We start from the raw sequence: 14,740 nt of genomic DNA, 5'->3' as shown, positions 1-14,740 counted from the left end.
TGTTAGTTGTATACAATTATTAAATTGAATAAGCATTTTTTAATTTTGTGCATTTTGTGCATATTTGCACCCGCAAAGCGATTTGCGATGGTTGCATAGCTCAACTGGATAGAGCAACTGCCTTCTAAGTAGTAGGTTTCAGGTTCGAGCCCTGATGCGACCACTCTAATTTCATAATAAAGCCTGTAAATCAGTAGTTTACAGGCTTTATTATTTTATTTCGGGCAAATATCGGACACTCATCTTGTAATCGATCAAAACGAAAGAATGATCTTACATCCGTAAAGTGGGCATTTTTGGATACTGCAATCTACCTGCCGCCCAAGTAGCCTGGCCCTTTTTACCCGTTTGATCCTGATAGCGTGACGCTCCTTTTTATGCAGACAAAAACCGCTAACCCGGCCCGGAGCGTCCGTGTTGAAATAATGGGTCGATTGATCAAAGTATGCCGTATCAAAAGTCATCATTTCCACTACACTTCCAAAACGGGTTTTTAAAATGGAAATGGTATGGAAAAAGTCGGAGGCGGACAACGGAAATCCAATGATGCAGTATGCATTCGGACCGGTTTGCTCATGGCTATACCCGTTAAAATCTTCAATACTTAAGGATGGAGCAATGAGTATGCGCCTCATCAAAGGATGCTGCGCTAATTGCGCAAAAAAGTAGCACAAATTTAGGTCAACAGGTAATATTGAAGATGGGAATGTTGTAACCAGGTCCATGAGTGATGTTCTCAAAGTTTCGGTACAAACTTAACCATGCGCCATTGGGCAGGGGTTCAAAAAATGACTTTTTTGTTCCAAAATTTTGGCTTAAACAACAATATCCCTATTCACTCATCTTTATTTTATTGTACCCGGCATTAATAACAAATCATTACGGCCCATTCCTAACGTCCTATTTTTTAGACCTTTTAAAGCATTTTTTGAACCGCCGTCTCATTGCCGCGGGATAATTTAGCTTCACTGAATCAGCCGATTCTAAAACCAAAATTTACACCTAAAAATGAAAGACATGAAACCAATGAGCAAATCTGCTGGTACCCTCCGGCGCGGACCTGCCTGACACAACCGGGCACCATCCATCTAAAAATTTATGATGCGGCTTTCGATCGCCGGCAAAGGATCTATCCGGTTTGCCACGCCCGATTGCCAGTACCGCTATGTAACCAATTCAAATCTTTAAAAACCAACAATTATGAAAAAATCATTTTACATGCTGGCTGCGACAGCCTTATTATTCGCAGGTTGTAGTAAAAAAGAGAGTACTGTAACCGATCAGGCTCAGCAACAGCAGACTCCCGCCATCGGTAACCCCACCCTTCATATATTATCAGTGTCTACACCTACTATTCCTGCAGGCACATTCAATATCACCAGCTACGGCGCTTCAACCGGTTCGTCAAATAACACAACCGCTGTTCAAAATGCGATCAACGCTGCTTCCACCGCCGGAGGTGGAACCGTGGTGGTTCCTGCCGGAACATTTTTATGCGGCCCTATCGCACTCAAAAATAATGTAGCGCTTCAAATATCAGCAGGAGCTACTTTAAAGATGCTTGCCTACGGTACCTATCCCGGCTCTGGAGGTACAGCCGACCTGGCGCCCTTTATCAAACTTGATGGACTGACGAATGTTGAGGTGCTCGGTTCCGGCACTATCGAGGGACAGGGATCGGCCTGGTGGAGCGCTTATAACACAAGCAAGGCCAGCGGCGCAGCCATCGCACGTCCGGCTGTCATCGGCTTTCAAAGCGCCAACACGGTCGAGATATCTGGTATAACCATTCAAAACGCACCGAATACACATATTGGTGTGGGTAAAAACAGCAACAGTACCACAATTACGGGTGTTACCATCAATTCACCATCAACCTCGCCTAATACAGATGGCATCGATACCTGGTCGCCCAATATTAACATCACCAACTGTCACATCAGTTGCGGCGACGACAATATCGCGATGGATAACAACAGCCAGTATGTAACCATAACCGGTTGTACATTTGGCACCGGCCATGGGCTTTCTATAGGCAGCTACGCCGCAAGTATTGATCATGTTACCGTTGATAACTGCACATTTAATGGTACCGACAATGGGGTTCACCTGAAATCCAACCGCACCAGAAGCGGAACAGTGCAATACCTGACGTATTCAAATCTGACCATGACGAATGTTAAAACTCCAATTACAATGATCGAGTATTATCCTGATAATACGATCCCTAATCCTGTAGGCTCTGACCCGGCACAGGCTATAACGTCTACCACTCCGGTGTGGAAACATATTACGTTGAAAAACATTACAGCAACCGGTGCAACAACAGCAGGTAATCTGATCGCTGTACCCGAAAAACCAATGTCGGATGTTGTATTCGATAATGTTAAGATCACGGCTACCAAGGGCTTCACCGCAAGCTATGCATCCGCAGTGTCGTTTATTAACGGGTCAAGGATAACGGTGTCAAGCGGGAATGCCTTTATAAGCGTTTATAGCTCCACGATCACGGGCATTAACCTGACGACAGGAGCGCCTCAATAAGTTGTTCATTATCTAACAAAAAATTGCTGCATAATCAGCAATAAATTAACAAAACGATCAATGAAAACATTAAAAATATTTGCAGCATTCCTGGTGGCCATTAACGCTTTTGCTTGTAAAAAGGCGGACGTGGGCACGCCTGTTATCGATAGTGTTGCTGTGGTGCATAGTTCTCCGGGTTTTACCCTGGGCCTGGATAGCGCACCCAATTATGTGGTAGCTGCCGACGGTACCGGTAATTATACCACTGTACAGGCAGCTCTCAACGCCGTACCTGCCAACAGCAGCGCACGCACCATTATTTACATTAAAAACGGCACTTACAAGGAAGTGGTAACCGTTGCTGCTAACAAGATCAATGTAAGCCTGGTTGGACAGAGCGCAAATGGTGTTAAACTAACCTACGACAACTATTCGAGTAAGATCAATCCGGCAACCGGAACAGGTTATGGTACCGGCGGTTCTTCCAGTTCTTTTATCAATGGGCAAGGTTTTTACGCTACCAATATTACCTTCGAAAACTCCTCCGGCCCGGTTGGTCAGGCTCTGGCTGTGAACATCACTGCTGATAAGTCTGTTTTTTATAATTGTAAATTTCTGGGACGGCAGGATACCTGGTATGCTGCTAATTGCCGGATATACCTGAAAAACTGTTATATAGAAGGTACAACCGACTTTATTTTTGGATCGGCAACGGCGTTTTTTGATGGCTGCAGCATCTATAGCTACGGTGGTTCGGCACTAACCGCCGCTAATACAGCCAGTTACGTAACCTATGGTTTGGTATTTAACCATTGTACCGTAACAGGAGCATCTGGTGTTACCACTGATATGGGAAGAACCTGGGGAGGTTACGCGGCGACGGCGTTTTTAAACAGTTCGCTGTCTTCAATAATCTCTGCTGGAGGATGGAGTGATTGGGGAAACACTGCCAATGATGCAACCGCCCGGTATGCCGAATACGGAAACACCGGTACCGGCGCCAATACCTCCGGCCGTGTTTCGTGGGATCATCTGCTTACAAGCAGCCAGGCATCAAACTATACCTCTTACCTTAATGTATTGAAAACAACCTACTCAAGTACGCCGGTTACCGATAACTGGGACCCAACAGTGGTTATTAACGACCCGGTTACACCACCGGCAGGCACCATAACTTCGGGCAGTGTTTATTCGATCATCAACAAAAACAGCAGCAAAGGTTTAGATGTAACCGCTCTTTCTACTGCCGATGGCGCATTGATCCAGCAATGGGGTTATACGGGCACCAGCAATCAACAATTTAAGATAATTGATGTTGGTGGAGGCTATTATGAGATCATGGCTATGAACAGCAGTAAAGCGATCGAAGTTCAGGGTGCGTCTACGGCTAACCTGGCATCTATCGATCAGCTCACTTACAGCGGGGCAACTAACCAGCAATGGCAAATTGTTTATACCGGTAGCGGCTATTTCAAGATCATCAACCGTAACAGTGGCAAAGCTATGGAGGTGAAAGATTCCAATACCAGTAACGGAACTCCCGTGCAGCAATACAACTTCAATAACGCCTCAAATTACTATTGGCAGTTGAATTTGGTTTCAACGCAATAATCCAGTCGGTAATTACGGTTAACAACGGCTGATTCTACAGGTTGTGCAAATCTTGCACAACCTGTATTGATTAAACCCTATACATCGCGTTTAACGCTCATCGCCCCGGTTAGGCTAAAAATGTCGCATTTTATTCAAAATGGTTTAAAATGCTAACCATTTATAGTAAATTTTAAACCACCGTCTATCCGCCTTTGGATAATTTCGACTTTCATTAACCATCTGCTTTCTGAGCGCGTTCTGCTCAAAACGCATAATTCTTTTACATGCATACATCAAAGTTTTATTTAAAAAACAAGCTCCGGAAACTTGTCCTGCTTATGGCTTGCCTGGTTACTACACCCGTCGCTTTTGGCCAAACAAACGATCCCGTCAACGGAACCACAGGTACACCGCTCGGCGGTTTTGGCGCCGGGGCATTAAAATTTAATACCAATAACGGTACATTCACCATCATGTCGCGCCCGCCTGCGGATGCGTATGATTTTAAGCCGGTTGCCGGCGCGCACTTTGAGTTTTTTGCTCAGCGGGGTTCGAAAGTAAAAACGCAGGCAATTATGGTAGCCCGGCAAAAAGACGGCAGGCCTGATGATGATGCAATATGGCCATTGCACATGGTAAACTTCGGCAGTACCAATGATGTGGAAGTTAGCATGACGGGGTTCTCACCCCTTGATAAGAATGACTATAAAAGCATGAGCCTTCCTTATGCATTTTACGAGTTTACGTTAAAAAACACGGACAATACTCCCGTAAAGGCAGCCGTAGCCTTGCAATGGGCCGCGCCGGGCGAAACCTTTCAAACAGAAGCCGGACAAGGAATATCCTGCTTCAGCAGAAGTGTGATGGCATCAAGTAGTAATAAAACGGTTATAGTGACGACCGGTAGCCTGGACGAATCTGCTTTTCTTTCAACCGGAAAATGCAATAACAATGTTCAGGGCGAAGGCGGCAAAGTAGCCATTATAGTAAACCTGCAGCCGGGGGAAACGACAACGGTACGCTTCGTTGTTTCGTGGTATGAAACCGCCGATCCGGCTTTGGCTTACTATTTCAACCTGGCCGACAATGCCGCTGCTGTAGCGAGAATGGGTTTGAAGAACTTCGACCGGTTTAAAGAGAATGCAACAAGCCTCGTTACACGGTTTCGCGCTTCCAATCTGCCGGCCTGGCTCAAAAATCAAACCCTCAATACCTTAGCCAACCTTTCCACTAATTCCATGTACAAAAAAGATGGCCGGGTGGGTTTTGCTGAAGGGCAGTGGACCTGCTTCGGCACCATGGACCAGATGTGGCACGCCCGGCAGATCGTAGCGGAGTTTCTGCCGTTTTTTGCCTGGCAGGAATTAAGATACTGGGCACGCACACAAATGAAAAACGGGCAGATACATCATGATTTCAACAAAATGGGTGCACATATCGAAAAGGAAAGACGCTCTATGCTGGTGGATTGGGATGATACGGAACATACCGATTACCGGGACATCCAAAAATGGGTCGACCTGAATTGCGCATTTATCGTTTCCACATTCGAGGTGTACCAAATAACCGGCGATAAAGAACAAATCCGGTTTATGTGGCCGTACCTGAAAAAGGCCGGGCAGCGCATACTCGATCAGGTTAATTTGTATGGTAGTAAAGCTTACCCCTATACTTTTGATGATTCGGAAAACTCATACGATGCCGGCGGCGACCCAAACCCATTCAACGCCAATTTATCGGCTGTAGCATATAAGGTAATGGGGATACTTGCCAGTGAGCAAAAAGATGGCGCAATGGTTAGACGATATCAGGATGCCTACGATCAGGTGATAAAATCATTTGCAGATCGTTATTTAAAACACGACAGCTACGTTATGGGCAAACACTGCGAGTCGATCTTCGCCGGGCAATGGCTTGCATTTAACCTCAAATTAGGCGAGATATGGCCTGCAAAAAACACCGATGACCTATTGAGTAAGCTCGATAAATATTACCACCCTTATTACTGGGGCCTGGGCTATGAAAAAGGTACTTACGATGAATGGACACCTTACCTGTTAACACATTACGGTGGTTTGCTGCTCAATACCAACAGGGTACCTGTATGGGAAAAATTACAGAAAGACGCCTATAACAGGCAATATGATAACCGCGATAAAGTATTTGACCACGCGCTCAACGTACTCCCCGAAGTTAAATCGCCGAAATGGGTAGCAACCAATACCAGCAGCGATAAACAATACATCAGCCTGCCTGCTATATGGCGCAATTATTACGATCTGGCCGGATATCATCGTGATCTTCGCACCAAAGAACTTTGGGTGGAGCCGATCGTGCTTGCTGAATTGAACCACGAGTTGAAAGACATGCTGATCGTATCTCCTGAAGGTTATCTTACTATCAGTTGCAAAACATCCGGCGTGCTGGATCAGAATAAAGTGATCACTTTGAAAGCCGATCAAAAAATTGAAGTTTCAACTCTGCATTTAAAGGACGATTTCGGTAAGAATGTAAACTTATCCATTAATGGCAAAACATATGCATTTAACCGCACTGGAAACGGCTATGCCAAAGAGTTAACCGTACAATGGAACAACATCATCGATGCTCAGGGACTTAGGATAACAGTTACCGGTGATCCGGGCAGTACCTACCCTGCTTTGCCATCTCCTCCCGAAACAGCAGCGAGGACAACATCAAAGGACAATAAAAAGCGAAATGCCTACCAGGTTATTGAGGCCGAATCTGCAGATAAATCAGCCGGGATCACCATCGTTAAACAGCATGGTAACTCGTTCGTAACTTCCTGCAACAACTTCGACTATATTCAATTCTCTAATATCGATTTTGGCGATGCGGGCGCTGATCAGCTACTCGTGCGTTTGTCGAGCATTCAGGCGGGTTCGGGTATTGAAATTGTACTGGATAACGTTGCCGGTGAGCTGCTCGGTACCTGCACTGTACCCAATACAGAAGGTTTCAATAACTGGCAAACCGTATCGGCTTCCATTAAAAAGATAAAAGGTGTGCACGATATCATTTTACGATTCTCGGGTACAAGCTCTGATAACCTGATGAACATCGATAAACTGATCTTCGCCAATAAAAACCAAAACACTATTGACCTGATCGGAAAGTAAAAAGATCGTATTACTTGTTTTCTTCTTTCAGGAGAAATAAAAAGCCGCTTAGATCAAACATCTAAGCGGCTTTTTCATGAATTTAAATCAGTGAGAGATTGACCTTGAAGATCAATATGCCCACCGGGGGTCGCCGATGCTGCTTCCGTTTGTGCTTGCCGTCATGATCGGATTGGTTGACGGTACAGCAGCCAGGCTAAAGTTTGTCGTCGCTGCGGTCCATCCCAGGTTAACGGTGAAGAAATTAACCTGGTTTAAACCAGTTAAATTGAGTGGTGTAGTAGCCCCTGCTGTCGAGTTGAGGTTAAAGTAGTCATTACTCAGAAAATCCAAAGTACTACCCGCGCCGGTGCACCTGAAAGCGGTACCGTTAATAGTACCAGTCTGAGGCGAATTTGCCAGGATAGAGTTCTTCTGCGTATAACTGATCTTGTTATTGTTCGCATCAATAAACAGGTATTTACCGCTGCCGCCATAATTGTTGAAAGTGCAATAATCAATGGTAATGGTTGGCAAAACGGTAGTTGCCGCAAGGGTGGTGCTCACATTAAACATACCGGCCCCTACACTATAAAAGGTCGATTTGGTGATGTTAAAGTTATTAAACAACAACTTTTCCAAACTCATGGTATAATAAGTGCTTGTGCCGGCTTTATCCAGGTTGTAGATAATACTGTTATTGATCGAGATCGAGTTAATAGTTTGCGTATTTACGGTTGTGGCATTATTACCAAGCACCACGCACCGGATAAAATCATGAATGATGCAATTATCGATCTTTACATCGGTAAAATTGGCCGGGTCGCCGTTTGCCGCCGCTCCTCTCAACACAATAAAATAATTCCCTAAACTGGTGCCGCTATAATTTCCATTGATCTCAACCCCTGCAAAAGTCACCCCGGCATTATTGCCTGCCACTTCAAACTGGCGCACAATGATCTTGGTATCTGCCGGATTATTGGATGTTGAACGGATGGTAATGCTTTTACCAGTCATGGTCAATATGCTGGCAAGGTTATAGGTACCCGGGTTAAGGCCAATTACTGCGCCGTCGGCTGCCGCGTTGATCGCGCCAGCCAAATCACCCCCTGCAGATAAAGTGGTGGTGTAGGTTACCGTATTAGGCGTTTGAAAATTCATGATACCGCGGCTTTTAGCACCCGCAAAAAGCTGCAGGGTGTATTTAGTGTTCGGGGTGAGATTGGTAAGCGTTTTGGCCCCGGCTGCAACCTCAGCTGCCGAAATATTGACCGTTGATACCACGCTGCCGTTAACACTTAATACCACAGTGCTCAAATTGGTTGTATTAGCATTAACATACCAGTGGATCAGGGCGGTAGTTGGAGTAAGTTCAAAATCGCGGATAACCCGCAGATAATTAAGCCCGTTGATGGTAAATGGCCTGGCCAGGTAATAATACCGGGATGGATCCGAACCTATGAACGGGTTAACCCGCATCCGCGCATAATACTTTTTGCCAACGGCCAGTGTAGGTTCCAACACTACAAAGCCCAAGGTATCTACCGTCTTTGTGAAATCGATGGAGCTGAAAGTAGTATCCTGAGAGACATCTACCGTATAAGTGTATCTTTTTCCGGCCGATAAAACAGGGGCAGACCAGCTGAATGTAGCCGAATCCTTTGCGGTTTTTACAGAAAATGAAGTAGGCAGAAATGGCCGGTTTGTCGACGGGTTATCAATTTCCCCCGTGTGCGATTTGACACAGGCGCTCACTATAAGCGATATGATCGCCAGCGTCAATAACTTTATATATTCTTTATTTAATTTCATGATTGGTCGGTTTAGTTTGAATAGCCATAATTTTGCACCACCGCTCCCCGGTTTTCAATGATCACTTTTTGCGGGTAGGGCAGTAATTCGCTCTGGTTTGCTTTAAATTTGCATACGTAACCCACATTGGCATCGAGTATAAAGTTCGAAGTCAGCACGCCATTCGTCCAGGTTCCAATTTGTTTCCGCCAGTTCGCGTTCTTATATCCGCTCGGAACCGCGGTGTTTGCGGTATAAAAAGCAACATTGTTGGTACCTCCGTAATAGGGCATTGATGTTTCTTCGCCGGTGCAGGTGAGATTTTGGAAAGGCACCTGCAGATAATAAATAACATCGGGTACGTAAGTATATGGGTTGCCTGCCGTAGGCGCATTCACTGTCAAAAACTGCAGTTTTGCTTTAGTATCTGCCAATTTTGATGCAAGCAGGTTCCAGCGGATCAGGTCGTACTTGCGCAGTCCTTCGCCTCCAAATTCCAGCAATCTTTCGTTTACGATAGCGTTAAAAAAGCCATCTTTATCGGTTGGCGTAACTGGCAGCGGATTAGTACCATAGGCGCGTTTTTGTACCTGTTGTAAAGCCTGCATAGGCGTAATTACGCCACTTAAACCCAACTCATTGGCCGACTCTGCATACATCAGTAAAACATCGGCGTAACGCACCACGGGCCAGTTTACGCCGAAGGTGAGGCTGGTTGATGCTGCTGTAAACTGCGTCCACGATTTACGGAACTTGGCGAAATTAAAGTTGGTTAACACGGCAAGGCTTTTAACCTCGTTGGTTCCCACTACATAGGTAGATATAGTTACATCCCGCCTTGAATCGGTACCGTTTTGAAAAGCGTAGAAATAGGTAGGCATTGGGTTTGGCCCGCCGCCGGCTTTACCCCAGGTGGTACTTACATTAAAATACGTTCCGTAGGTACGGGCCAGATCGCTATCGTTAAAACCGCCCCACATCGCTACTTCAAACATCAGCTCGTGCGCATCGTCATATCGGGTTGGCGAGGTATGCAGGGTTTTAAAGATATTTTCAAAAACCGGGTTTAGCCCATGCTGCCCCGACTGGATCACATCATTGCATTCATCAAAAGCGATCTTATAATATTTCTGGTAATCCGAACGGCGTACCATCGCATTGGTATGCAACGAATACCCACCGGCTGAAAGTGCGATACGTGCGCGTAAAGCCTTGATGGCACCTTTGGTCAGTCGAAAATCTACATAATCAGGTATTTCAGAGCGCCAGCCTACATAGCCCTCTGCTATCTGCAGGTCACTCAAAATATGGTCGTAAGTACTGTCGCGGTTTGTGTTCGACACAAATTGCGACGGAAGATCCGCCGATGGAACAAATATCCCGGGTACATCTCCCCAGTTGATGATCAACTCGTAATAGCACAAAGCTCTTAAGGCCAATGCTTCGCCATAATAGCGATGCATCAATGCCCTGTCGGAAGCCGAACTACCACCATATGCCGGTGATTGCGGGATGTATTTGCAAGCGATATTGGCACGCTCAATACCTGCATAAAGCTGGGTAAACGTATCGAAAAGGCTGCCCGTAAGCGAACTTTCGCCATAGTTTGATATGGCGTAATTCTGGGTTGGGTCAAAGTTTGCAACACCCTGTGCAGAACCTTCGTCCGTTCCTGCAGGCGTAACAAATGCCAGGTTATCGCCAAACGAACTACGGCCGGCAACTTTGTTGTAAATGCCTAATATCTCGTTATTGGTATTGTCGGTAGTGGCAAAAGTTTGATCGATATTGAGTGCAGAAGGCGACTGGAAATCCAGGAGCTTCTTACACGAAGCAAAAGTAGCAAGGCAAGCCAGCGCTACCAGTGTATAAACTATTTTTAGGTTTTTCATTGTTTTTCGTGATCTTAAAATGAAACGTTAACGCCTGCAAGTATATAGCGGCTGCGCGGATAAGCCGAATAATCTACACCCGGAGTTAAGGCAGTCCCCCTGGTACTAACCTCCGGATCAAAACCGGTATACTTGGTAAAGGTGTAAAGGTTATTTACCGTAGCGTATACACGCAGTTTAGATATAAAGCCGATCCTCGATATCAACTTAGCCGGCATGGTATAACCTAAAGTAACGTTGGTTATACGCAGGTATGAGCCGTCTTCAACACCGTAACTGGTGGCCAAAGTTGTACCGGTACGCGGGGCAAAAATGGTGGCATTAGCGTTGGTTGCCGCCAGTTGATCCCAATTGGATATCCAGTTTCCGTTTGGATCGAAATATTTAAACGCACCGGCAAAAGCTGCAGGATAGTTGTTGCCATTTACCGAATTTGGTTGCTGACTTAAAGCCATTTTGGTTGCATTGTAAGTTTGATTACCATACGAGAAATTCATAAAGACACTCATATCAAACGCCTTATAGTGTAACTGGCTGTTAAAACCGCCAATAAACAAAGGCTGGTAATGGCCAATGATGGTTTTATCTGCAGAGGTAATAATGCCGTCGCCATCCAGATCCTTGATCTTGAATTTTCCGGGGAAAATATTGGTACCGCCAAATTTGGCCGTGGCATTAGCCACTCCAGGCTTCAATACCCATACTGGCTTAGCCGGAACGGTATTGGCCTCATAGGCGGCGCGGTCAAAATCATCCATCTTGTAGAAACCATCATACACATAACCATAGAAAAGGCCAACAGGTTGTCCAACCTGTACATAGTAATCCTCCTCAGATGCGCCCCATCCCGATGATACAGCGTAACCATAAGTCGATGATCCGCCCTGGTTAAGGGATAGTACAATGTTGCGATTGAACGACATATTGAACGAAGCCGTGTAGGTAAAATTCTTAGCCCTAACTACATCGCCCGATAACTGTATCTCCAAACCCTGGTTACGTGTTGAGCCGATGTTTTGATATTGTGTGAGATAGCCGGTTTGCTGTGGTATATTGGTTTGCAGCAACAGGTTATTGGTTACGTTTGAATAAACATCAACTGATGCAGTGAGCCTCGAGTTAAAGAAATCCATATCCACACCAATATTCCGCGAAACTGTTGTTTCCCATTTCAGGTTAGGATTAGCCAGGTGATCTGAATAGTAACCGGCAGCCTGCGAATTATCCGAAACTGAATAACCGCCTGCCGACGGGCTGGTTAAGAAAGTGGTAGAGTAAAGCCTATCGCCATTAACGCGATTGTTACCTGCAGTGCCATAGCTTACCCGAAATTTCACTGCGTTTAACCACGACCAGTTTAATTTTTGATAAAAATTCTCATCCGACATTCTCCAGGCAAACTGGGCAGATGGGAAAGTTGACCAGCGGTTTTGTTCGGAGAATTTAGACGAACCATCCCGGCGTGCAGATAGGGTTAGGTTGTATTTGCTTTTGTACGAATACATTACCCGACCGAAATAGGAGAACAGCCTTTCGCCGCCTACGTTGGTGTACGATGGATTTTGAATACTGCCCGGCGGCGGGTTAGCCTGCTGCACATTGGCAAAAGCACTTTCCCAGGTTACTGACGGCGGGAAATATTGGATGTTTTGAGTAAAACTGTCGTTATCGATCTTATTAAGCTCCTCGCCCAAAGTGATATCGATATGATTATTGCCTTTTAATTGTTTTGAAAAGGTTAAAACGTTACTGTTGTTAAAAGTAGTTGAGTTGGTTTTATTTAGATTGACATATGGATAGCCGGTATATAACAACAGGTTTGAATAGCTGGTTACCTTGTATTGCGTTACCCCTGTAAAGCTTTTGCCATCGTTTTGGGTGATATTGTAACCGATGTTAGAGCGAAAACTAAGACCGGGAAGAATATTCAAACTCAAAAAGCCGCTCCCGATAAAATTGTTGGATGAGGTCCGGTTCATGTCCCTCGTTGCAAACGTGGTAGGGTCGCTCAACTCAATAACCGTATCGAAGTTAGCGTTGGGGTCACCTTGCGACAGGGTTGAAACCGCATCGTACGGAGTAAACCTGGATGATCCCAGGATGGAGCCATTACTACCCTTTGACGATGTTCCCGAGCCAACCACTAATTGGTTGCTATAACGTGCGTTGACGCCAACCCTTAAAAATTTGCTTACCTGGTTCTCAAAACGGAAGGAGCCGAAGGTACGATCTAACCCGGAAGCCAGCATAATACCATCTTCCGAATAACGGTTCAGAATAACGCTATACAAACTTGTCTCATTACCTCCGTTAATACTCAGGTTTTGCGTATTCGAAAAAGCATTACGGCCAAACACACGTTGCTGCCAGTTTACGTATGGAACACTTTTATAAATGTCAAAATCAGCAGAGTTGCCGTAAGTCCGGGTAAAACCATTTAAAATTGCTGAGTCGGTTAATAAATAACCATTATAGTGCATCAGGTTCTGGCTGTATTGCTGCTGCACATAATCATACGGATGCAGCATATCCAGGTAGTTGGTGATCTTACGCACACCTGCATAGGCATCAAAAGAAACTACTGTACGCCCTTTGCGGCCGCTTTTGGTAGTGATGATGAATACACCATTCGCACCACGCGAACCATAAATGGACGTTGAGGCCACATCCTTCAAAACGTCGATGCTCTGTATCTCATTTGGCGAAAGGACAGTGAGCGCATTATCCAGCGGGAAACCGTCGACAATAAATAACGGCGAGTTATCCTGGGTGATGGATGTACCACCACGAACGGTTACGTTAATAGCCGCACCGGGGGCACCTTCGGTTGTATTTACAGATACACCGGCCAATTTACCCGCAAGGGCTTCGGCGACTGATGAAACCGGGAAATCCGCGATATCCTTTTCGGTTATGGATGAGACTGCTATGGTAGCCCGTTCTTTAGATACAGTTCCGTATCCTACGTTTACTACAACTACCTCATTCAGTTTTTTGCTTACCTCTAATAGGGTTACGTTGATGGTGGTTTGAGTGCCTACTTTTATTTCCTGCGGATCATAGCCGATGAACGAAAACACAAGTACGGCATCAGCAGAAGGTACACGGATCATAAACCGCCCCTTGAGATCTGTTGTGACAGCACCACCGCCATCTTTAATTTTAATAGTTGCACCGGGAATCGGGTCGCCGGCTTTGTCTTTCACCACACCCGATACCAGTATGTCTGGAATTATGGTGTTGGTATGAAAATATTTTTCTGACCTCAATACAAGGTTATCTGCTTTAGCCGGTTGAAACGGCAGCGCGAGCATGAAAAGCATCGGCGCAATACCAGCCATAATACTACGGCGGAAAAATCTTCCGTGGCTTAAATAGTCGGCATAAAAAAAGCGTAAAAGTTTCTGGTTCATATTTGGGGGTTTAGTTTTAATATTGGTTTTAATTAAACACGGGTATCCCGGTTAGAAATGATCTAAAACGGATTATAGCATAATGGTCCTCCTTTCTTGTTACCCGGTTATTGGTTGTTATAAATGGTTTATTGATGCTGTAGGTGGTTTGGCACAACAGGCATCATACAAATTGGCGTTGGCGTTATGAACAATCTCATAACAATCATAACAGCTCCAAAATTGGGCAACGGATATCCCAAACAGGTTAAAATTCTGCTATAAAAGGTTCGAGTTTTCGTAAAATGGGGGATTTTTGAACTTTTTTGAACGCTTTTTGGCGGCGCATAAACAATTCTACTTTTACAGGAGTCAAAAAAAAAGCAGAACATTAGTTTTAGACAGAACTATAATGCAGAACGGAGCA

7 protein-coding genes and 1 tRNA gene are annotated in these 14,740 nt (G+C 45.2%); 4 read left to right on the top strand and 4 right to left on the bottom strand.

The features are described from left to right. Positions 1 to 89: 89 nt before the first annotated feature. A tRNA-Arg gene (locus ACFGVR_RS13155) sits at positions 90 to 163 on the top strand. Positions 164 to 254: 91 nt separating this feature from the next. On the opposite strand, the gene ACFGVR_RS13150 is transcribed toward ACFGVR_RS13155, so the two are convergent. Beyond that, positions 255 to 740, bottom strand: a complete 486-nt coding sequence (locus ACFGVR_RS13150) for a hypothetical protein (protein WP_448697699.1) — start codon at positions 738 to 740, stop codon at positions 255 to 257. 460 nt (positions 741 to 1,200) lie between these two features. Here ACFGVR_RS13150 and ACFGVR_RS13145 point away from each other — a divergent pair, with 460 nt between their 5' ends. The 3 genes from ACFGVR_RS13145 to ACFGVR_RS13135 all read left to right on the top strand — a co-directional run bounded on the left by ACFGVR_RS13145 (position 1,201) and on the right by ACFGVR_RS13135 (position 7,259). Continuing rightward, complete coding sequence (locus tag ACFGVR_RS13145; protein ID WP_448697698.1) at positions 1,201 to 2,544, top strand: glycoside hydrolase family 28 protein; 1,344 nt, start codon at positions 1,201 to 1,203, stop codon at positions 2,542 to 2,544. Between the two features lie 60 nt (positions 2,545 to 2,604). After that, positions 2,605 to 4,137 (top strand): pectinesterase family protein, encoded by a 1,533-nt coding sequence (locus ACFGVR_RS13140; RefSeq protein ID WP_448697696.1) that lies wholly within the window; start codon positions 2,605 to 2,607, stop codon positions 4,135 to 4,137. A 266-nt stretch (positions 4,138 to 4,403) separates the two neighbouring features. Then, on the top strand, positions 4,404 to 7,259 hold the full coding sequence (locus ACFGVR_RS13135) for a carbohydrate-binding protein (RefSeq protein WP_448697694.1): 2,856 nt from the start codon (positions 4,404 to 4,406) through the stop codon (positions 7,257 to 7,259). A gap of 111 nt (positions 7,260 to 7,370) precedes the next feature. Here ACFGVR_RS13135 and ACFGVR_RS13130 read toward each other — a convergent pair whose 3' ends face one another. Genes ACFGVR_RS13130 through ACFGVR_RS13120 form a run of 3 tightly spaced genes read right to left on the bottom strand, consistent with a single transcriptional unit; the run spans position 7,371 to position 14,334 of the window. Further along, the gene (locus ACFGVR_RS13130) at positions 7,371 to 9,050 is read right to left on the bottom strand and encodes a DUF4957 domain-containing protein (RefSeq protein WP_448697693.1); all 1,680 of its coding nucleotides are present in this window, start codon (positions 9,048 to 9,050) and stop codon (positions 7,371 to 7,373) included. 11 nt (positions 9,051 to 9,061) lie between these two features. Further along, positions 9,062 to 10,921 carry a RagB/SusD family nutrient uptake outer membrane protein gene (locus ACFGVR_RS13125; protein ID WP_448697691.1) on the bottom strand — a complete coding sequence of 620 codons (1,860 nt, stop codon included), beginning with the start codon at positions 10,919 to 10,921 and terminating at the stop codon, positions 9,062 to 9,064. A 14-nt stretch (positions 10,922 to 10,935) separates the two neighbouring features. Then, on the bottom strand, positions 10,936 to 14,334 hold the full coding sequence (locus ACFGVR_RS13120; protein WP_448697689.1) for a SusC/RagA family TonB-linked outer membrane protein: 3,399 nt from the start codon (positions 14,332 to 14,334) through the stop codon (positions 10,936 to 10,938). Positions 14,335 to 14,740 lie beyond the last annotated feature (406 nt).

It is taken from the genome of Mucilaginibacter aureus, from assembly GCF_053514885.1.
The sequence above is the reverse complement of the archived record's forward strand: the minus strand, read 5'-3'. Positions and strand labels throughout refer to the sequence as shown.

Coding starts and splice junctions, on each gene's coding strand:
- ACFGVR_RS13145 (WP_448697698.1), top strand. CDS start 1,201: ATGAAAAAATCATTTTACATGCTGGCTGCGACAGCCTTATTATTCGCA.
- ACFGVR_RS13140 (WP_448697696.1), top strand. CDS start 2,605: ATGAAAACATTAAAAATATTTGCAGCATTCCTGGTGGCCATTAACGCT.
- ACFGVR_RS13135 (WP_448697694.1), top strand. CDS start 4,404: ATGCATACATCAAAGTTTTATTTAAAAAACAAGCTCCGGAAACTTGTC.
- ACFGVR_RS13130 (WP_448697693.1), bottom strand. CDS start 9,050: ATGAAATTAAATAAAGAATATATAAAGTTATTGACGCTGGCGATCATA.
- ACFGVR_RS13125 (WP_448697691.1), bottom strand. CDS start 10,921: ATGAAAAACCTAAAAATAGTTTATACACTGGTAGCGCTGGCTTGCCTT.
- ACFGVR_RS13120 (WP_448697689.1), bottom strand. CDS start 14,334: ATGAACCAGAAACTTTTACGCTTTTTTTATGCCGACTATTTAAGCCAC.